Origin of the sequence: Streptomyces sp. KL109B (assembly GCF_030766935.1) — a bacterium.
In the GTDB taxonomy this organism is placed as follows: Bacteria; Actinomycetota; Actinomycetes; order Streptomycetales; family Streptomycetaceae; genus Streptomyces.
The window spans coordinates 271,429-289,579 of record NZ_JASERL010000009.1; the positions used below are offsets into that span (position 1 = coordinate 271,429).

An 18,151-nucleotide genomic window follows, 5' to 3' on the forward strand; every position below is an offset into this window, starting at 1 on the left:
GGGCCCTGGCAATGCCTCGTACGCGACGGATTTCGTGAACTGGTCCCCCAGTTGAAGGGGTGTTGTCGCAGTCCTTGTCGAAATCGGAAGCGCTTCCTACGATTTGCGAACCGCTTCGACAGTCGCCCGCCCGTCAGCGCCAGTCAGCCGTCGAACTGCCCCCGCACGGCACCGAGGAGAGCTTCCATGACACCGTCGACACCCTCGACACTCTCGACGCCCGCGACACCGGTCGGATCCGGCCTCACGCCCCGGGACCACTTCCTGTTCGGCGGTGACTACAACCCCGAGCAGTGGGACGCGGCGACCCGGGCCGAGGATGTGGAGCTGATGCTCCGGGCCGGCGTCGACACCGCCACCGTCGGGGTGTTCGCCTGGTCGTGGCTCGAACCGGCCGAAGGGCACTACGAGTTCGGCTGGCTGGACGAGGTGTTCGAGCGGCTCCACGCGGCGGGCATCGGCGTCGTCCTCGCCACGCCGACCGCCTCCCCGCCACCGTGGTTCACCCTGGCGCACCCGGACGCGCTCCCGGTCCAGCCGGACGGCAGCCGGCACACCCACGGCAGCCGCGACACCTACGCCATCAGCGCCCCCGCCTACCGGGATGCCTGCCGCCGCATCGCCCGCGCGCTCGCGGAGCGCTACGGCACCCACCCCGCGCTGCGCGGCTGGCACATCCACAACGAGTACGGGAGCCTCGACCACTCCGACCACGCGGCGGCCGCCTTCCGACGCTGGCTGAAGCGGCGGTACGGGACGTTGGAGGAGCTCAACCGGTGCTGGGGCACGGCGTTCTGGTCACAGCGCTACGGCGACTGGGCCGAGATCCTGCCGCCCCGCCAGACCCAGTACATGCACAACCCGACGCACGCGCTCGACTTCCGCCGGTGCACCGCCGACGAGTTCCGTGACGCGTACGCCGAGCAGGTCGCCGAGATCCGCGCCGCCGGCTCGACCGCCGCGGCCACCACCAACTTCATGCTGCCGTCCTGGAACCACCTCGACCACTGGTCCTGGCGGCCGCACCTCGACGCCGTCTCCATCGACCACTACCTCGACACCACCGGGCCGTCGGGCGAGACCCACGTCGCGTACGCCGGAGACCTGGCCCGCTCCTGGGCGGGCGGACACCCCTGGCTGCTCATGGAGCAGGGCACCACCCAGATCGCGCTCGGCGACCGGCACGCCCACAAGGCGCCGGACCGGGTGCTGCGCAACACGCTCTCCTACCTCGCCCGGGGATCGCAGGGCGCGCTCTTCTTCCAGTGGCGCGCCTCCGCCGCCGGGTCCGAGACGTGGCACGGCGGGATGGTGCCGCACACCGGCCCGGACACGGCCCGGTTCGAGTCCGTCGTCGAACTCGGCGCCACACTGCGCCGGTTGGCCGAGGCCGCCGAGCCACCCACCGAAGGACCCGTCGTCGACGCCGACGTGGCGATCCTGTGGGAGGCCGACGGATGGTGGGCCCTGGAGAACGACGGGCTGCCGTCGGACCGCCTCGGTTTCCCCGAAGCGGTGCGGCGCACCCACGCCGCGCTCTGGCGCTCCGGTATCCCCGCCGACTTCGTCCCCGCGGACGCCGACCTGAGCGGCTACCGGGTCCTCCTCGTCCCGTCGATGATGCCGGTCTCCGCCGAACTCGCCGAGCGCTGGCAGCAGTTCACCGCCGCTGGCGGCACGGTCGTGATCGGCTACTTCACCGGCATGACGGACGAACGCCTGCACGTCGTGCGGGGCGGCTACCCGGGCGCCCTGCGCGACCTCCTCGGCATCCGCACCACCGAACTCCACCCCCTGGCCACCGGCGAACACGTCCGCCTCTCCGACGGCACGCCGACCACCCACTGGAGCGAACACATCGAACTGCGTGGCGCCGAAGCGGAGTTGAGCTACGCCGACGGCCCTCTCGACGGCCTCCCCGCCGTGACCCGCCACCCGGTCGGCGCCGGACACGCGTGGTACGTCTCGACCCACCTGCCCGACGACACCCTGCGCCGCTTCCTCGACGACATCTGCTCCCGGTCCGGTGTCACACCCACCGTCGCCGGCCTCCCGGACGGCGTGGAAGCGGTCCGCCGTCGCGGCCGCGACCACACGTACCTGTTCGTCCTGAACCACGGCACGTCCGCGCTTCACCTCACGGGAGGCGAACGGGAGTTGACGCGCGACACCGACCTGACGGCCGAGCCGGTGCGGGTGCCGCCGCGTGGTGTGGCGGTGGTGCGGGAGAACACGAAGCCCGTACGCGTCGAGACCGCGTACTGAACGTCACCTCAGGTGGCCCGCACCGAAAGGGGCGGTGCCGGCCGACGGCCCAGGAAGGCGCGCAGGTGGGTCGCGTCCTGGGGAGGCGGCATCTTGGTCAGACCGTGGTCCGCCTCGCGAACGACCTGTCCGCGGCGGCACGGACGTACGCACGCCAGCCGCCGTACGACGTGATCTCCTGGGCGCCCGTGAGGGCCTCGGGTTCGCACAGGAAGCCGGTCACGAGGCGTCCGTCGGCGAGTTCCACGGTTCCCAGCGTCATCGGGCGGGGCAGGGCGGCGAGGAGTGCGCCCAGTCCTTCGGCGGGCAGTTGCCACAGTTCCGCCTCGATCGAGCCGCCGCCTTCGCCTTCGCCTTCGCCTTTGTCTTTGTCTTCGGCCGGGCCTGCCCGGACCAGGCCCGGCTTGGCGGGCGTCGTGTCGAGCGCGTAGAGGCGGTAGGCGGGTGCGGTCGTGGTCGGGCCCAGCAAGCGGCCGCCGAGGGCGAGCAGTTGGCCGTTCAGCGGCTGGCCGGACAGGTGTGCGCCGACGACTGCCAACTGGAGGGGTGGCGCGGTGAGCAGGGTCGCGATGCGGGCGAGGCGCTCGTCCGTGAAGGGCGCGCCGATCAGCATGACGCCGAACGGCAACCCGTTCACCTCGCCCGCAGGGACGGCGACCGCCGCCAGGTCGAACAGGTTCGTCGAGTTGGTGAACCGGCCGAGCCGGGCGTTGGCTCCCAGGGGGTCGGCCGCGACCTCGGCGATCGTCGGGTGACCCGGCGTCGTGGGCAGGAGCAGCGCGTCCGCGGGGCCGAGGGTGGCGAGGGCCCGGGTGCGCAGCGCGGCCAGCCTTCTCTGGTCGGCGTAGAGCTGGTGGGCCGGGATGTGCTTGGCCGCGGAGATGATCCCGGCGACGGTCGGATCGAGGTCCTTCGACTCCGGTTTCGGTCCCGGTTCCAAGTCGTGGTCCGCGTGCGCGTCGACGAAGGCGCCGACGGCCGCGTACCGTTCGGCGACGAACGCGCCCTCGTACAGCATCGCCGCCGCCTCGGTGAACGGTGTCAGGTCGACGGGCAGGAGTTCGGCGCCCGCGTCCGAGAGCCGTCGCGCGGCGGCGGCGAACGCCTCGGCCCAGCCCTCGTCCAGGTCGCCGAGCTGCTCCGGCGCGGGGACCGCGACCCGCCACGGCCCCGGGCTCCGCCGCGCCACCGGCGGGAGGGCCCGCGTCGGCGGCGTCGTCATGAAGGACAGCGCGCGTTCGGCCTCGGGGAGCGTACGGGCGAAGACCGTGACGCAGTCGAGCGAGGCGCAGGCGGGGACGACGCCCTCGGTCGGGACGAGGCCGATGGTCGGTTTGAGGCCGACGATGCCGTTGAAGGCCGCCGGGACCCGGCCCGAGCCCGCGGTGTCCGTGCCGAGCGCGAAGTCGGCGATGCCGAGGGCGACCGAGACCGCCGATCCCGACGAGGAGCCGCCCGCCACGTACTCCGGGTCGACGGCGCCCCGGACCGCGCCGTACGGGCTGCGGGTGCCGACGAGGCCGGTCGCGAACTGGTCGAGGTTCGTCGTGCCGAGGACCACGGCGCCCGCCGCCTTCAGGCGGGCCACCACCGGGGCGTCGGCCTCGGGCTCGTACGCGTACGAGGGGCAGCCCGCGGTGGTCGGGAGTCCGGCCACGTCGATGTTGCCCTTGACCGCGAACACCGTCCCGGCGAGGGGGAGTTGTTCTCCGGCGGCGAGCCGCGCGTCGACGGCGGAAGCGTCCGCCGCGACCTCGGACCGCGGGCGCAGGCCGATCCACACCTCGGGCCGGTCCACTTGCGCGATGCGCGCGTACGCGGCCCGCACCCGCTCCGTTGCCGTGATCATGCCGCCACCCCCGGAGAATCGAGGGGAGCGAGGACGATCAGCGCGGCTCCCGGCTCCACCTGGCTGCCCGGTTTCGTCAGGACCTCCGCCACGATGCCGTCGGCGGGCGCCGCCACCCGGGACTCCATCTTCATCGCCTCCAGCGAGAGGAGTTGCTGGCCGGCCGACACACGGTCGCCGGTCTCGACGCTCACCTGCCAGACACACGCGGTGAACTCGGCCTCGACCAGGTGGCCGCCCTCGGGAACCGCGATCTCGGCGGGCGGCGCGGCGACCTCGGCGGCCGCCTCGGCGCGCGTGAACTCGCCCGCCGCCTCCCAGGCTTCGCGCTCCGCGCCGAACGCGGCACCCTGCCTGGCCCGGAACGCGGCGATCGACTCGGCGTTCTCGGCGAGGAACCTCTCGTGGTCGGCGAGCGAGAAGGTGCCGTCCTCGGTCCTCGGCACGAAACGGCCGGAGGCGATGTCCGCGCGCAGCTCCAGGAGTTCGTCGGCCTCGACCGGGTACCACTTGATCCTGTCGAAGAAGCGCAGCAGCCAGGGCTTGCCCGGTTCGAAGGCGCCGCGTTGCCGCCACGGCGACCAGACCTGTGTGGTGCGGCCGACGAACTGGTAGCCGCCGGGGCCCTCCATGCCGTAGACGCACAGGTACGCGCCGCCTATGCCGACCGAGTTCTCCGCGGTCCAGGTGCGGGCCGGGTTGTACTTGGTGGTGACGAGGCGGTGCCGCGGGTCGAGCGGGGTGGCGACGGGCGCGCCCAGGTACACATCGCCCAGGCCGAGGACCAGGTACTCGGCGTCGAAGACGGTGCGGTACACGTCCTCGACGCTCTCCAGGCCGTTGACACGGCGGATGAACTCGATGTTCCACGGGCACCAAGGGGCGTCGTCGCGCACGCCCGCCATGTAGCGGGCGATGGCCTCGCGGGTCGCGGGGTCGTCCCAGGACAGCGGCAGGTGCACGGTCCGGCTGGGCACCGTCAGCTCGCCGGTGGCCGGGAGTTCGTCCTCCACCTGGAGCACGAGGTCGAGGAGTGCGGACTGCGGCAGCGCGTCGGGGTCCGTCTGGACCTGGAGCGAGCGGATGCCCGGGGTCAGGTCGATGACACCGCCCAACTCCCTTGCGGCCAGGGCCTGGGCGAGGGCGTGGACGCGCATGCGCAGCGCCAGGTCGAGCCGCATCGGCCCGTACTCGATGAGCAGGTTGTCGTCGCCGCTGCGCCGGTACGTGACCGAGGGCCGGTCCGCCGTCTCCTCCCGGTGGGCGAGGATGCCGCCGTCGACGACGGCCGCGCGGTCGGCGAGCGGGGGCGCGGCCGGAGTGCGCCGCAGCTCGGCGGCAGTCCGTGCCGTCACCGGTACGAAGCGGACCGTGTCGCCGGGACGGAACTGGCCGAGCTTCCAGCGCTGCCCGGTGACGACGGTGGCCGGGCAGACGAAGCCGCCGAGGGACGGGCCGTCGGGGCCGAGCAGGACGGGCATGTCGCCGGTGTAGTCGACGGCGCCGACGGAGTACGGCGTGTCGTGGATGTTGGAGGGATGCAGGCCTGCCTCGCCGCCGTCCGTGCGCGCCCAGCGCGGCTTGGGGCCGACCAGGCGGACGCCGGTGCGCGCCGAGTTGAAGTGCACCTTCCAGTCCGCGGCGTAGAACTCGCGGATGTCGTCCTCGGTGAAGAACTCGGGGGCGGCGTTCGGGCCTTCGACCACGCCGACGTGCCACTCGCGGCCGAAGACGGGACGCGGATCGGGGGAGACGTCGGGGGAGACGTCGGGGGAGACGTCGGGGGAGACGTCCCGCACGGCGGAGGCCCTGTCCGGGCGGGTGCGCCGCTCGCCGCCGATGGCCGCACGCAGGACGTCACCCGTGCGCAGGGCGCGCCCGCCGTGCCCGCCGAACCGGCCCAGCGTGAACGTGGCCGCGCTGCCCAGGAACCGCGGCACGTCCAGGCCGCCCGCGAACAACACGTAGGTACGCAGGCCCCGTTCGTCGGGCGCCGCGACGGCGAGGGTCTGCCCGGCGCCGACGGTGACCGGCTCCCATTGCGGTACGGCGACCTCGTCGACGGTCACGCGCGCGGGCGCCCCGGTGACACACACCGTCGTCGGGTGGGTGAACGTCAGGGACGGCCCCTGGAGCGTGCACTCAAGGCCGGGCGCGCCCTCGTCGTTGCCGAGCGCCGTGTTGCCGAGCCGGAAGGACAGGTCGTCCATCGGCCCGCACGGTGGCACCCCGACCTGCCAGTGACCGCTGCGGCCAGGCCAGTCCTGCACGGTGGTGAGGGTGCCGGGCGCGAGGACCTCGATACGGGGCGTGGGATCGCCGATCGCGGCGAGCGAGGCGGTGGAGTGGGCCGCGGCGCGCACGTCCTCGTCGCGGAGCGCGGCGCGCACCAGGCCGAGGTTGGTCTCGATGCCGTCGACGCGGGTCGCGGCGAGCGCCGACTCCAGCCGGTCGAGCGCCCGCGCGCGATCCTCGCCGTACGCGACGACCTTCGCGAGCATCGGATCGTACGAGGTGGTGACCTCGGTCCCGGTCTCCACCCACGTGTCCACGCGGACGCCGTCGGGGAAGTCGACGCGGGTCAGCAGGCCCGCGCTCGGGCGGTGGTCGCGTGAGGGATCCTCGGCGTAGACACGTGCCTCGACGGCGTGGCCCCTGGGGGCCGGTGGCTCGGTGACGACGGCGGTGTCGCCCTGGGCGAGGCGCAGCATCCACTCGACGAGGTCGACGCCGTAGATCTCCTCGGTGACGGGGTGTTCCACCTGGAGCCGGGTGTTGACCTCCAGGAAGTACGCCTCCTCGCGGGCGGCGTCGTACACGAACTCCACGGTACCGGCGGAGCGGTAGTCGACGGAGGCACACAAGTCCCGGGCGGATGTGGCGAGTTGGCGGCGGACACGGTCCGGCAGGCCCGGTGCGGGGGCCTCCTCGACGACCTTCTGGTTGCGGCGTTGCAGCGAGCAGTCGCGGTCGCCGAAGGTGACGACCGAGCCCGCGCCGTCGCCGAAGACCTGCACCTCGACGTGGCGGGCCCGCTCCACCAACCGCTCCAGGAAGACACCCGCGGAGGAGAAGGAGGCCGCGGCCACCCGCTGCACCCGCTCCCACGCGTCGGCGAGCTCGGCGGCGTCGCGACATGCCCGCATGCCGATGCCGCCACCGCCGCCGGTGGCCTTGAGCATCACCGGGTAGCCGATCTCCTCGGCCGCGGTGAGCGCGGCGGCCACGTCGGGCAGCAGCCCGGTGCCGGGGGCGAGGGGCACGCCGGCCTTTCGCGCGGCGGCGCGCGCGGTGTGCTTGGCGCCGAACAGCTCCAGTTGGTCCGGGGTGGGGCCGACGAAGACGAGCCCGGCGTCGGCGCAGCGGCGCGCGAAGTCGGCGTCCTCGGACAGGAATCCGTAGCCGGGGTGGACGGCTCCGGCGCCGGTCTCCTTGGCGGCCGCGAGGATCAGGTCGGCGTCGAGGTAGGACTCCTTGGCGGGCGCCGGGCCGAGCCGGACGGCTTCGTCGGCGAGCCGGACGTGTGCGGCGCCGCGGTCCGGGTCGGAGTAGACCGCGACGGTGCGCAGGCCGAGCCGGCGGGCGGTGCGGATGACGCGCGCCGCGATCTCGCCGCGGTTGGCGACCAGCAGGGTGTCGAACGTCATGGTGCTCAGCCCTTCAGCCCTCGTCCGGCTCGGTGATGGTCAGCTGTACGGCGGTCGGGTCGAAGCCGTTGCAAGGGTTGTTGATCTGCGGGCAGTTGGAGAGCAGCGCGATGACATCGGTCTCGGCGCGCAGCACGACCTTCAACCCCGGGGCCGAGATGCCGTCGACGATGCCGAGGGTGCCGTCCTCCTCGACCGGCACGTTCATGTACCAGTTGATGTTGGAGACCAGGTCGCGCTTGCCGAGGCCGTGCCTGCTGCCCTCGGCGAGGAAGTTGTCCACGCAGGCGTGCTGCGACCAGGTGTGATGGCCGTAGCGGAGGGTGTTGGACTCCTTGGAACAGGCGCCGCCGACGGTGTCGTGCCGCCCGCAGGTGTCCTCGACGACGGTCATCAGCGGGGTGTGCTCGTTGGACAGCAGCACCGAGCCGGTGGTCAGGAAGAGGGAGCCCTGGGCCTGGAGGGTGTCGGGGGCGCTGTAGCGGACGGCGGTGTCGTGGGCGTCGTAGAGGAGGAAGTCGACGGCCTGGTTGCCGTGCAGGTCGGTGATGGTCAGGAACTGGCCCGCGCGGACGACCGCGGACCAGGCGGCGCGGGCCGGGACGGTCTCGTCGTGGACGACGCGGCGCGTGGGGCCGGTGACGGCGTCGGTGCCGGTGATGGCGGCGGTCATGCGATCCCCCGGGCGGTGAGGTGGTCGGCGGTGTTGAGGAAGGCGCGGCGGCCCTCAGGGGTGTCGTCCCACAGCGCGTCGCCGGGGGCGGTCGGACGGGCCCCGTACGCGAGGACTTCGAGGGCGCCGCAGGTGTACGCGGGCCGGGGGTCCAGAGGGTGCGGGACGTTGGCGATCAGCACGGTCAGCGGTTGCTCGGCGCGCAGGGTGACGGACGCGCTGGGGCCCGCGGAGCCGGTGAACTCGGTGCCGCCGTCGGCGGCGACGCGTACGCCCTGGAAGAAGGAGACGGACGGCGGCAGGTCGCGCGGGGCGAGCCCGTTCTTGAGGGCGGCGAGCTTGAACAGCTCGCGCCCGGCCGGTGAGGCGGACTGCGGGGAACCGTCCCCGTACCGCGCGGTGTTGCGCGCGAGGGTCGAGGTGCCGGTCAGGGCGTCGTGCCGGCCGGAGGTGTCCTCGGTGAGGGACGCGAGGACCCGGCCCTGGTCGGACAGGAGCAGGTGCCCCGCTCCGAGGTAGGCGTTCCAGAACACCTTGACCGTGTCGGCGGCGTTCAGCCGTTCCCAGGGGCGGTCGGCGCTGAACAGCAGGAGGTGGGCACAGGCGTCGCCGGTGAGGTCGGTCAGGCGCACCTCGGTGCCGCGCGCGAGGACCTTGTGGGTGTAGTTGCCGCCCGCCACGGTCTCGGCCCACACGATCGCCTCGGCGGCGATGCCGTCCGGGGGCGTCGGCCAGTCGCGCGCGGGGAGTACGGGCATGGTGTCGGCCCGGGTGCCCTCCTGGGCGCGGGCGTGGGCGCGGGCGCCCTGCGCGGATGCGGTTCCTGACGCTGCCGACGCGGTTCCTGACGCCGCCGATGTGGTTCCCGGCGCCGCCGATGCTGTCGTCGTCACTGCTCAACCTCCGGCTCGGCCCTATTTCTGTCGTACGACAGAAATTAAGTGCGGGCCAAGTCGGCGCCGTTGCCCGCGAGTTGCGGACCGGTTACCGGAAGCTCACCCTCGGAGCCGGGGGCGGTCGGAGGCCCGTGGGCCTGTGCGAGGATCGCGGGGTGAGCACGCCAACCAGCAGAAGAGTCGGCCGTCCGCGCGCCCAGGAGCGTCCCGCCAGCGGTCTCGAACCGCGCGAAGAGGTCCTCGCCGCGGCCGCCGAACTGTTCACCACGCGCGGCTACACCGCCACCTCGACCCGGGCGGTCGCCGAGCGGGCGGGCCTGCGCCAGGCGTCCCTCTACCACTACTTCGACGGCAAGGACGCGATCCTCGCGGCGCTCCTGGAAGGCACCGTCCGGCCCTCGCTGCGGGTGGCGCACGAGCTGGTGCCCCGCGCCGACGTGCCCCCGGAGGCGCGGCTGTGGGCCCTGTGCCACTCCGACGTGGCGCTGCTGTGCGGCGGCCCGCACAACCTCGGCGCGCTCTACCTCCTCCCCGAGGTGCAGACCGACCGCTTCACCGTCTTCCACGAGGTCAGGGCCGAACTCAAGGAGTCCTACGCGCAGTTGCTGGCCGCCACCGAACCGGGCTCGGCGCTGGACGCGCGGGAACTGGCGCTCCGCGCCGACCTCGTCTTCGGCCTCACGGAGAGCGTGATCCTCATCCGCCGCGCCGCACCCGAGCGCGAGCCGGGGTCCCTGGCCGAGGCGACCGCCGACGCGGCCCTGCGGATCGCGGGCGTGCCACAGCGCTCCCTGGCACGGCCGCGCCGCGAGGGGCGGGGGCTCCTCGCGGCGCGGGGGTGACGCGGCGCGCCGAAGGACGCGCAGATCAGTCTCAGGTCCGTACGGCCTCCGAGGCGACGCCCCGGCGCCAGCGGTACACCGCCCCCACGACGACCACGCCCCCCACGAACAGCACCGTGAACCACTGGAAGTACCAGTGACCGCCCTCCGGGTCGTACACCCCGGCCCGCGGCCAGGCGAGGTTGACCGTCATGAACAGCCCGTAGCATACCGCGAGTACATTGACGGGCAGGCCCCAACGGCCGAGCGAGAACAACGGCCTGCCCCGCTCGTCGACATCGCCGCCGCCGCTGGCGTCGGCAGGCGGCCACTGGCCCCGCAGCCGCCGGACCAGCATCGGCGTGGTGACCCCCGCGTAGGCGAGGTACAGCATCGCGATGCACGTCGTACCGATGGCCACGAAGGCTTCCGGCGATGCGAGGTTGAGCAGCGCGAGCGCGGCGGCGAGGACGCCGACCACCACGGCCGGGGCGAAGGGCATGCCCGTACGCGGTGACACCTTCGCCAGGCGTGCGGAGCAGGGCAGCACACCGTCGCGCGCCATGGAGAACAGCATCCGGGTGCCCGCGGTCTGGATGGCGAGCGTGGCCACGGCGATGGCCACCGCGACGTCCGCGAGGAGCGCCTTGCCGACGCCGTCGCCCAGGCTGCTGGTGAGGACGTAGCCAAGGCCCTCAGCGGCGAGGCGGCCGTCGAAGAGGCTGGGCGCGGCGAGCAGGCCGCCGAGCAGCAGCAGTCCGCCCAGCGTGCCCGCCGCGGCGAGCGCGCCGAGGATGGTGCGCGGAGCGGTACGGCGCGGATCCCGGGTCTCCTCGCTCATCTCGCCCGCGCTGTCGAAGCCGATGAGGACGTACGCCGCGGTGAACGAGCCCACCAACAGCGCGCCGATCGGGCCGCCCTGACCACCCGTCTGGAAGGTGACCGTGGCGCCGCGTTCGGCGTGCGTGAACAGCAGCAGCACGATGAGGAGCGCGCCGATGACCTCGGCGGTGACACCGACCCGGTTGACGGCCGACATGACGCGGTTGTCGAGGACGTTCACGACCGTGGTCAACGCCAGCAGGCCGAGAGCGAGCAGCGCGGCGTTGGCCGCGCCGGTCGGCGTGGTGGGTGCGGGGTCGCCGCCGATGAGTTGGAAGCCGGACCAGATGGCGGGTAGGACGACCTGCAGCGCGAGCGCCGCGGCAGCCACCACGACCACTTGACCGATGACCATGACCCAGCCCGTGAACCAGCCGACGACCGGGCCGCTCAGCCGGCTCGACCACTGGTAGATCGCGCCGGATATCGGGTAGCGGGCGGCGAGTTCGGCGAAGCAGGCGGCGACGAGCAGTTGGCCGATGAACACGGCGGGCCAGGTCCAGAAGAACAGCGGCCCGCCGAAGGAGTAGCCGAGCGAGAAGAACTGGAAGACCGTGGTCAGCACGGAGATGAACGAGAACCCGGCGGCGAAGGAGGCGTACCGCCCCATCTGCCTTCGCAGTTCCTGGGGGTAGCCGAAACCGGCGAGCGAGCGGTCGTCGTCGGGGCCGGATCCGGAGCCGGCGCCGACTCCGGGGGACGCGGGTGACGGTGATGCGGGATCGGTGGTCACGGACATGGCGGTCCCCTGTCACGGAGGCATGGTCATGGCGGCATGGTCACGGAGGCATGTGCCGACTGAGTTCCTGTCGTGCGACAGAAATTAGGCACGGCTGGTTTCCGTGACATATCGCGGCCGTGTCCCGACCGTTAGTGACTCCTCTCCCGGAGGAACGCGCGCCACCCGTTACCCGTACGAAACGGGACGCCCCTACGTTCCTGCCGGAAGGAGTGTGGTGTCCTCGTGATGTCTTCGTGGTGGCTGCCATGAGTGAGCGCATGCCGCGCCGGGCGGTTGCGATACGGGCCAACAGGTCGGCGGACATTCGTCAGTGGACGGAGGTCATGGAGCGCGAACACGCCGGCATGTCCTTCCGCGCGACGGGTGGCGACTTCACCGGCGACCTACGTGTGGTGGGGGAGCGGGACCTCCACATGCTCAGCGTCGACGCGAAGTCGCTCGTCTCCCACCGCAGTTCGAAGGATGTGGCGCGGGACACCGCGGAGCGCATCGACATCGTCTACATGCTCGACGGCGGCGCCGTGGCCGAGCAGAACGGCGAACGGACGGTGCTGCGCGGCGGCGAGGCATGTCTCGTCAACCTCGGAGCGCCGTTCCGCTTCCACTGCCCCGGCCCCTTCCGGCAACTGGTCCTGACGGTGCCCACGGCGGAGCTGCGCCGACGCGGGACGCCGGTGGACGAGCTGATGACACACGCGCTGCGCGTCGACTCGCACGGACTCGGGGCTCCGTGGCTGGCCTTCGTACAAGGCCTGTGGTCGTTGGTCTCCCGGCAGGGTCCCGAACCGCTGTCCAGTCTCCTGCCCAGCCTGCTGGACGCCATCGAGATGCTCATGGGAACCAGCCCCGACCTGGCCGCCGCCCGTGCACAGAGCGCGTCGCAGCGCCTGTACGCCGAGGCCATGTCGCTGATCGAGACCTCCAGCCACGACCCGGCCTTCGGCCCCGACACCCTGGCCGCACTGCTCCACGTCTCGCGCCGCACCGTCTTCCGGGCGTTCGCCGAGCACGGAACCACGGTGGCCGAGGAGATACTGCGCTGCCGGCTTCGGCGCGCCGAGCGGGCGCTGCGCGTCCAGGGCGGACGGGCCACCGTCGAACACATCGCGTACGCCTGCGGGTTCCGGTCGGCATCGACCTTCCACGCGCGCTTTCAGGAGCGGTTCGGCGTCTCGCCCCGGCGATACGTACGTGGGGCGGGCGCCGGCACGCGTTCGGAGCAGGTCGGCACCCGCTCGGAGAAACCGAAACCCATGCGCCGCACGGGCAACCACGACGCGTAACCCCACGTACGAAGGCTGTGCCCATGCCCACCGACCGAGAGTTCGTGGAAGCCGCCATCGCCCGGCACGGCCTGACCGTCCCGCCCGACGAGGTCGACCTCTTCGTGGCGAACTACGCCCCGTGCAGAGCCGCGCTCGAAGCCCTCTACCGGCTGAACGGCGTCCGCTACGAGGAACCGGCCGTGATCTTCAACGCCATGACCTGAGACGGGAATTAGCGACATGACCACAGTGGACCGTATCCCCGCCACAAGCACCACGGGAGCCAGAACCCTCACGGACGTCGCCGAGGCGATCAGGACCGGGGCGACCACCAGCGTCCAGGTCGTCACCGACGCGATCGAGGTCGCCGAGCGGTACGACAAGGCGGTCGGCGTCTACCTCGCCCGCTACGACGAGCAGGCCCTCGAAGCCGCCCGGGCCGCCGACGCCGCGCTGGCCGCCGGTGAACCGGTCGGCCCGCTGCACGGTGTGCCGCTGGGCATCAAGGACATCATCACCACCCGCGAGGGAGAGACCACGGCCCAGTCGCTCGTCCACGACCGTACGGCGATGTCGGGCGACGCCGTGGTCGTCGAACGGCTGAGAGCCGCCGGCGGCATCGTCATGGGCAAGCTCACCACGATGGAATTCGCCATCGGCATGCCGGACCCCGCCAAGCCGTTCCCGATCCCGCGCTGCTCCTGGGACCTCGAACGCTGGGCCGGAGGATCGAGCTCCGGCTCCGGTTCCTCGGTCTCGCTCGGCGCCGTCCTCGGTGCCCTCGGCACCGACACCGGCGGCTCCATCCGGATCCCCGCGGCGTACTGCGGCATCACCGGCCTCATGCCCACGTACGGCCTGGTCCCCAAGTCCGGTACGGTGCCGCTGGGGTACACCCTGGACCACATCGGCCCGATGGCCCGCTCGGCGCGCGACTGCGCCGCCCTGCTCGACGTACTGGCCGGTCCCCACCCCTCGGACCCCACCCTCGCCACGCCGCCCGGCGCCGACCGCACCGGCTCCGTCACTGGCTCCGTCACTGGCTCCTTCACCGATGCCCTCACCGGGGATCTCACGGGAGTTCGCATCGGCGTCGACCGCCTGGAGCGGGTCAACCCGGAGTACGACCCGGCCCTGAACCGGGCCTTCGACGCCGCCCTCGACGTCCTCGCCGGACTCGGCGCGCAGGTCGTCGAGATCGAACTGCCCCACTACGCCGAGATGACCACGGCCGACGAAGTCATCATGTTCACCGAGGCGTTCAGCCACCATCTGCCGGACCTGCGTACCCGGTGGCTCGACTACGGAGCCGCGACCCGCCGGACCATCGGCACCGGCGTCTACTACAGCGCCGCCGACTACCTCCAGGCCCAACGGGCCCGCCGCGTCGGCCAGAAGGCGATCCGACGGACCTTCGAGGACGTCGACCTCGTCCTCACACCCACCGCGGGCGGCGGCGCCGCCTCCTTGGAACGGGTCAAGGACGGCTTCTTCCAGCCCGGCGGCATCGGGCCCGTCTACACGGGCTACTGGGACACCACAGGAAACCCGGTGATGAGCGTTCCCTTCGGATTCACCGACGACGGCATGCCGCTGGGGCTGCAGATCGCGGGGCGCTGGTTCGACGAGCGGCTCGTGCTGCGCGCCGGAGACGCCTTCCAGGGCCGGACGGACTGGCACCTGCACACCCCCGACCCCCTGGACGACGTCCCGGCCCCTTGAACGTCGCCCCGGCGAACGTCGCCCCGGCGAACGTCGCCCCGGCCACGCGGGAATACGACGCGTGCCACGGCGATTGGCCATGACATGAAGGCCATCGTGTACAGCAGCAACGGCGACTCCGACGTACTGGCGCTGGAGGAGCGCCCCGTCCCCGAACCCGGTCCCGGCGAGGTCCGCGTCGAGGTACATGTCTCCGGAGTCAACCCCACCGACTGGAAGGTCAGGGCCGGAGTCTCGGGTCGACTCGGGGACGGCGAGAGCCAGGTACCCAACCAGGACGGCGCGGGCCGCATCGACGCCGTCGGCGCCGGAGTCGACCCCGCACGGATCGGTGAGCGGGTCTGGCTGTACCTCTCCGCCGCCGGGCGCCCGGACGGCGGCACGGCGCAGGAGTACCTGACCATCCCCGCCGAGCGGGCCGTGCCGCTTCCGGACGGCGCCGATGACGACCTGGGCGCGGCGCTCGGCGTGCCCGCGCTCACCGCACACCGGGCCCTGACCCTCGCCGCCGAAGGACCGGACCGGCTGGCGCCCGGAGCGCTCGCCGGGCGGACCGTACTGATCGCCGGAGGAGCGGGCGCGGTCGGCAACGCGGCGATCCAACTGGCCCGTTGGGCCGGGGCGACGGTCATCACGACCGTCAGCTCCCCGGAGAAGGCGGACCTGGCGCGGGCCGCCGGCGCCCACCACATCGTCAACTACCGTACGCAGGACGCCGCCAAGGCCGTCCTCGAACTGGCGCCGGACGGAGTGGACCTCGTCGCCGAAGTCGCCCCGGCGGTCAACGCCGAGCTGAACCTGGCCGTCACCAGGAACAACGCGACGATCGCCTTCTACGCCAACAACGGCGGCGACGAACTGCGCCTGCCGCTGCGCGCGACCTTCGGCCGGAACCTGGACTGGCACGGCCTGTCCCTGTACACGGTCCCGGCCGAGTCGATGCGGCGCGGCGTGGCGGCCGTCTCGGAGGCGGTCGCCTCCGGCGCGCTGCGGGCGGGCACGGACGCCGGCCTGCCGTTCACCCGCTTCCCGCTGGCCGACACGGCGAAGGCGCACGAGGCCGTCGAGAGCGGCGCGGTGGGCAAGGTCCTCATCGACGTCAGGGCGGCCGACTAGGTCCTGTCCGACGGGCACGGCTGAAGCCGCATCTGCCCATGCCAGGGCAGCGGGGCGGACGTTGGGAGAACCATGATGGTCGGCTCTTGACCTCTACCAAGCTTGAGGTCGGACGATCTCCTGAATTGATCCGCAAGAGGCGGAGCTCGGGGACGAAGGGCAGGCCAATGGAGACAGTGACCGAATGGATCAAGAAGAACTCCCATGTGCTCGTGAACAGGAAGCCTGACGAGCCACTGGACGATCTGCGGCCGCTCGCCCCGCTGGTACGGGACGCCAAGATCGTGGCGCTTGGAGCAGCCGCCCGACAGACCCACGAATTGTCGGACGTGGCGCATCGCATCGTGCGGCTGCTGGTGGAAGAGGAGGGGTTCCGCTCCCTTGCCCTGGAGGGCGACGACCCTGGTCGCCTCGGCCTGGACGTCTATGTCGCCACCGGCGAGGGAGACCCCCGTGCCTTGCTGGGAAAGGCACGACCGTTCTGGCAGACCGCCGAGATCCTCGATCTCGTCCACTGGATGCGGTCCTACAACAAGCGTCACCCAGGCGACCCTGTACGTTTCGCGCAGTTCCCTGCTGAACCAGTGCGGCACACCACACGGCTCGATGGTCTGGCCGAACTGGAACGCACGCTGGCCGACGGTGTGAACTGGTGGCAGCAGCTCACCGGCGACAAAGTCGTCTACTGGGGCGGTATGGCGCACACCGCCGTCGGCGCCCCTCGCACCGTGTCCCCCTCCGAGCCCTTGGAGTCCCATCAGAACATGGGCGGATACCTGCGTGAACGACTGGGGCTGGACTACCGGTCCGTGGGCCTGACCATGGCGCATGGTTCCATCGGCCAACCACTGCCCGCTCCACCCCCAGACTTCGTCGACAGCCTGCTGCATGCGGCCGCCGAGAACAGGGCGGGATACGTCCTGAATCTGGGCACACCCCAACCCCAGCCGATCCGCCGCCTCCTGGACACCCCGACGCGCACGCGGCTGATCGGCCCGTTCTACGATCCCCGGGATGATGCGGCCCACCACATGTCGGGCGGGTCACTCGCGAGCTGGTTCGACGTCGTCGTCCACACCACAGAGGTGACACCGTCCCGGCCCTTGCCCTGAAGGCTGCACAGGTTGACGCTGATCCGCCGGTCAGGACCTTGCGGACGACTGAGCCCTTCAGTCCTGGACGATGACGTTCGTGCCCGGACCGCCGTGGAGTTCGTCGGTGCCGGGGCCGCCGTAGAGGGTGTCGTCACCCTTGCCGCCGTACAGGATGTCGTCGCCCTCGCCGCCGTCGAGGTGGTCGTTGCCCGCGCCGGCGCGGATGGTGTCATGGCCCGCGTCGCCGGCCAGGTTCTGGTCCTTCGCGCCGCCGCGGATCTCGTCGTCGCCGTCACCGCCGCTGACGGAGGAACCGTCGCCGGTGGCGGTGAGGGTGTCGTTGTCGGCGCCGCCGAGCACGACGGCCCCGCCGCCCTTCGCGGTCACGGTGTCGGCGCCGTCGTCGCCGAGGACGACCGCGGCCCTGCCGACACCGATGGTGTCGTCGCCTGCGCCGCCGCGCACGGAGTTGCCGTCGACGCTTCCGGTGTCGGTGAGCCGGTCCGCGCCCGCGCCGAGGTCGATGGCGGCGTAGTAGTAGGTCTGGCCGGTGGTGTTGTCGTAGGTCACGGTGTCGTCGCCGTCGCCCGCGTTCACCTTCAGGCTCGCGTACGGGTCCTGGCTCTCGACCGTGGTGACGGTGCAGCTGACCCGGGTGGGATCGGCGGCGTCAGGGTGGGCGCAGCCGGTGGTGACGTCGATGGGGGCGACGTCGTCGATGACATACGTGATCCGGTCCGAGCCGGCCGCCGTGGACGCGGTGACGGTGGCCTCGTTGGCCTGTCCGGCGCCGGCGGTGTAGACGACGGTGCGGCCGGTGGTGTCGAACCCGGCGGTGGCCGTGTTGGACGTAGTGGTGGCGGTGGTTGTGGTGGTTGTGGTGGTCGCGGCGTCGGCCGGTCCGGGGAGCGCGAAGGGGACGGCGAGGCCCGCGCCGAGGACCAGGGACAGCAGCGGGGCGGTGCGCAGGGCGCGACGGTGGGTGGGGCGGATGTCCATGTGTGGGTCTCCATACGAACTACGTGACGTTGACACATGGTTGAGACACCGGCGGCGGCTCGGGGGTTGCGACCGGTTTCCACCCCCGATTCGGACAAGCCTGGACCGCACCCCTTCCTGACCAGCACCGTCCATCGGCCCCTCAGGCGGCGATCGCCGCTGCGCCGCCCCCGCGTAGCC

Annotated in this window: 13 protein-coding genes; 7 read left to right on the top strand and 6 right to left on the bottom strand. The window is 72.1% G+C overall.

Annotated elements, in window-relative coordinates; all coding sequences use genetic code 11:
• Window positions 1-186: 186 nt before the first annotated feature.
• On the top strand, window positions 187-2,265 hold the full coding sequence (locus tag RBJ65_RS28765; RefSeq protein WP_306317045.1) for a beta-galactosidase: 2,079 nt from the start codon (window positions 187-189) through the stop codon (window positions 2,263-2,265).
• A 97-nt stretch (window positions 2,266-2,362) separates the two neighbouring features.
• Here the strand turns inward: RBJ65_RS28765 and atzF are convergent, their stop codons facing one another.
• From atzF to RBJ65_RS28785, 4 genes are read right to left on the bottom strand one after another with little or no spacing between them, the layout of a single operon-like run.
• On the bottom strand, window positions 2,363-4,114 hold the full coding sequence (atzF, locus tag RBJ65_RS28770; protein ID WP_306317044.1) for an allophanate hydrolase: 1,752 nt from the start codon (window positions 4,112-4,114) through the stop codon (window positions 2,363-2,365).
• A complete protein-coding gene (gene uca, locus RBJ65_RS28775) occupies window positions 4,111-7,761 on the bottom strand; it encodes an urea carboxylase (protein ID WP_306317043.1) in 3,651 nt (1,216 codons plus the stop codon). The genes atzF and uca overlap by 4 nt, the downstream gene beginning before the upstream one ends.
• Window positions 7,762-7,774: 13 nt before the next feature.
• The gene (locus RBJ65_RS28780) at window positions 7,775-8,434 is read right to left on the bottom strand and encodes an urea amidolyase associated protein UAAP2 (RefSeq protein WP_306317042.1); all 660 of its coding nucleotides are present in this window, start codon (window positions 8,432-8,434) and stop codon (window positions 7,775-7,777) included.
• Window positions 8,431-9,327: an urea amidolyase associated protein UAAP1 gene (locus RBJ65_RS28785; protein WP_372341188.1), complete on the bottom strand. Its 897-nt coding sequence runs from the start codon at window positions 9,325-9,327 to the stop codon at window positions 8,431-8,433. Before RBJ65_RS28785 ends, RBJ65_RS28780 begins: the two co-directional genes overlap by 4 nt.
• A gap of 158 nt (window positions 9,328-9,485) precedes the next feature.
• Between RBJ65_RS28785 and RBJ65_RS28790 the strand changes: the two genes are divergently transcribed.
• Complete coding sequence (locus RBJ65_RS28790; protein ID WP_306317041.1) at window positions 9,486-10,172, top strand: TetR/AcrR family transcriptional regulator; 687 nt, start codon at window positions 9,486-9,488, stop codon at window positions 10,170-10,172.
• Window positions 10,173-10,203: 31 nt separating this feature from the next.
• Here RBJ65_RS28790 and RBJ65_RS28795 read toward each other — a convergent pair whose 3' ends face one another.
• On the bottom strand, window positions 10,204-11,772 hold the full coding sequence (locus RBJ65_RS28795; RefSeq protein WP_306317040.1) for an amino acid permease: 1,569 nt from the start codon (window positions 11,770-11,772) through the stop codon (window positions 10,204-10,206).
• Window positions 11,773-12,020: 248 nt separating this feature from the next.
• Between RBJ65_RS28795 and RBJ65_RS28800 the strand changes: the two genes are divergently transcribed.
• The 5 genes from RBJ65_RS28800 to RBJ65_RS28820 all read left to right on the top strand — a co-directional run bounded on the left by RBJ65_RS28800 (window position 12,021) and on the right by RBJ65_RS28820 (window position 16,990).
• Window positions 12,021-13,058, top strand: coding sequence for a helix-turn-helix domain-containing protein (locus tag RBJ65_RS28800; RefSeq protein WP_306317039.1), 1,038 nt, complete (start codon window positions 12,021-12,023; stop codon window positions 13,056-13,058).
• Between the two features lie 23 nt (window positions 13,059-13,081).
• Entirely contained in the window at window positions 13,082-13,264 is a 183-nt protein-coding gene (locus RBJ65_RS28805; RefSeq protein WP_306317038.1) for a hypothetical protein, read from the top strand.
• Window positions 13,265-13,280: 16 nt separating this feature from the next.
• Window positions 13,281-14,762, top strand: coding sequence for an amidase (locus RBJ65_RS28810; RefSeq protein ID WP_306317037.1), 1,482 nt, complete (start codon window positions 13,281-13,283; stop codon window positions 14,760-14,762).
• An 84-nt stretch (window positions 14,763-14,846) separates the two neighbouring features.
• Entirely contained in the window at window positions 14,847-15,878 is a 1,032-nt protein-coding gene (locus RBJ65_RS28815; RefSeq protein ID WP_306317036.1) for an NADPH:quinone reductase, read from the top strand.
• 167 nt (window positions 15,879-16,045) lie between these two features.
• A complete protein-coding gene (locus tag RBJ65_RS28820; RefSeq protein ID WP_306317035.1) occupies window positions 16,046-16,990 on the top strand; it encodes an erythromycin esterase family protein in 945 nt (314 codons plus the stop codon).
• A 57-nt stretch (window positions 16,991-17,047) separates the two neighbouring features.
• Here the strand turns inward: RBJ65_RS28820 and RBJ65_RS28825 are convergent, their stop codons facing one another.
• The gene (locus RBJ65_RS28825; protein ID WP_306317034.1) at window positions 17,048-17,971 is read right to left on the bottom strand and encodes a calcium-binding protein; all 924 of its coding nucleotides are present in this window, start codon (window positions 17,969-17,971) and stop codon (window positions 17,048-17,050) included.
• Window positions 17,972-18,151 lie beyond the last annotated feature (180 nt).

Excerpts from the sequence above, each read along its gene's own strand:
- RBJ65_RS28795 (WP_306317040.1), bottom strand. The coding sequence starts at position 11,772 with ATGTCCGTGACCACCGATCCCGCATCACCGTCACCCGCGTCCCCCGGA.
- atzF (WP_306317044.1), bottom strand. The coding sequence starts at position 4,114 with ATGATCACGGCAACGGAGCGGGTGCGGGCCGCGTACGCGCGCATCGCG.
- uca (WP_306317043.1), bottom strand. The coding sequence starts at position 7,761 with ATGACGTTCGACACCCTGCTGGTCGCCAACCGCGGCGAGATCGCGGCG.
- RBJ65_RS28765 (WP_306317045.1), top strand. The coding sequence starts at position 187 with ATGACACCGTCGACACCCTCGACACTCTCGACGCCCGCGACACCGGTC.
- RBJ65_RS28815 (WP_306317036.1), top strand. The coding sequence starts at position 14,847 with ATGAAGGCCATCGTGTACAGCAGCAACGGCGACTCCGACGTACTGGCG.
- RBJ65_RS28800 (WP_306317039.1), top strand. The coding sequence starts at position 12,021 with ATGAGTGAGCGCATGCCGCGCCGGGCGGTTGCGATACGGGCCAACAGG.
- RBJ65_RS28825 (WP_306317034.1), bottom strand. The coding sequence starts at position 17,971 with ATGGACATCCGCCCCACCCACCGTCGCGCCCTGCGCACCGCCCCGCTG.
- RBJ65_RS28805 (WP_306317038.1), top strand. The coding sequence starts at position 13,082 with ATGCCCACCGACCGAGAGTTCGTGGAAGCCGCCATCGCCCGGCACGGC.
- RBJ65_RS28810 (WP_306317037.1), top strand. The coding sequence starts at position 13,281 with ATGACCACAGTGGACCGTATCCCCGCCACAAGCACCACGGGAGCCAGA.
- RBJ65_RS28780 (WP_306317042.1), bottom strand. The coding sequence starts at position 8,434 with ATGACCGCCGCCATCACCGGCACCGACGCCGTCACCGGCCCCACGCGC.
- RBJ65_RS28820 (WP_306317035.1), top strand. The coding sequence starts at position 16,046 with ATGGAGACAGTGACCGAATGGATCAAGAAGAACTCCCATGTGCTCGTG.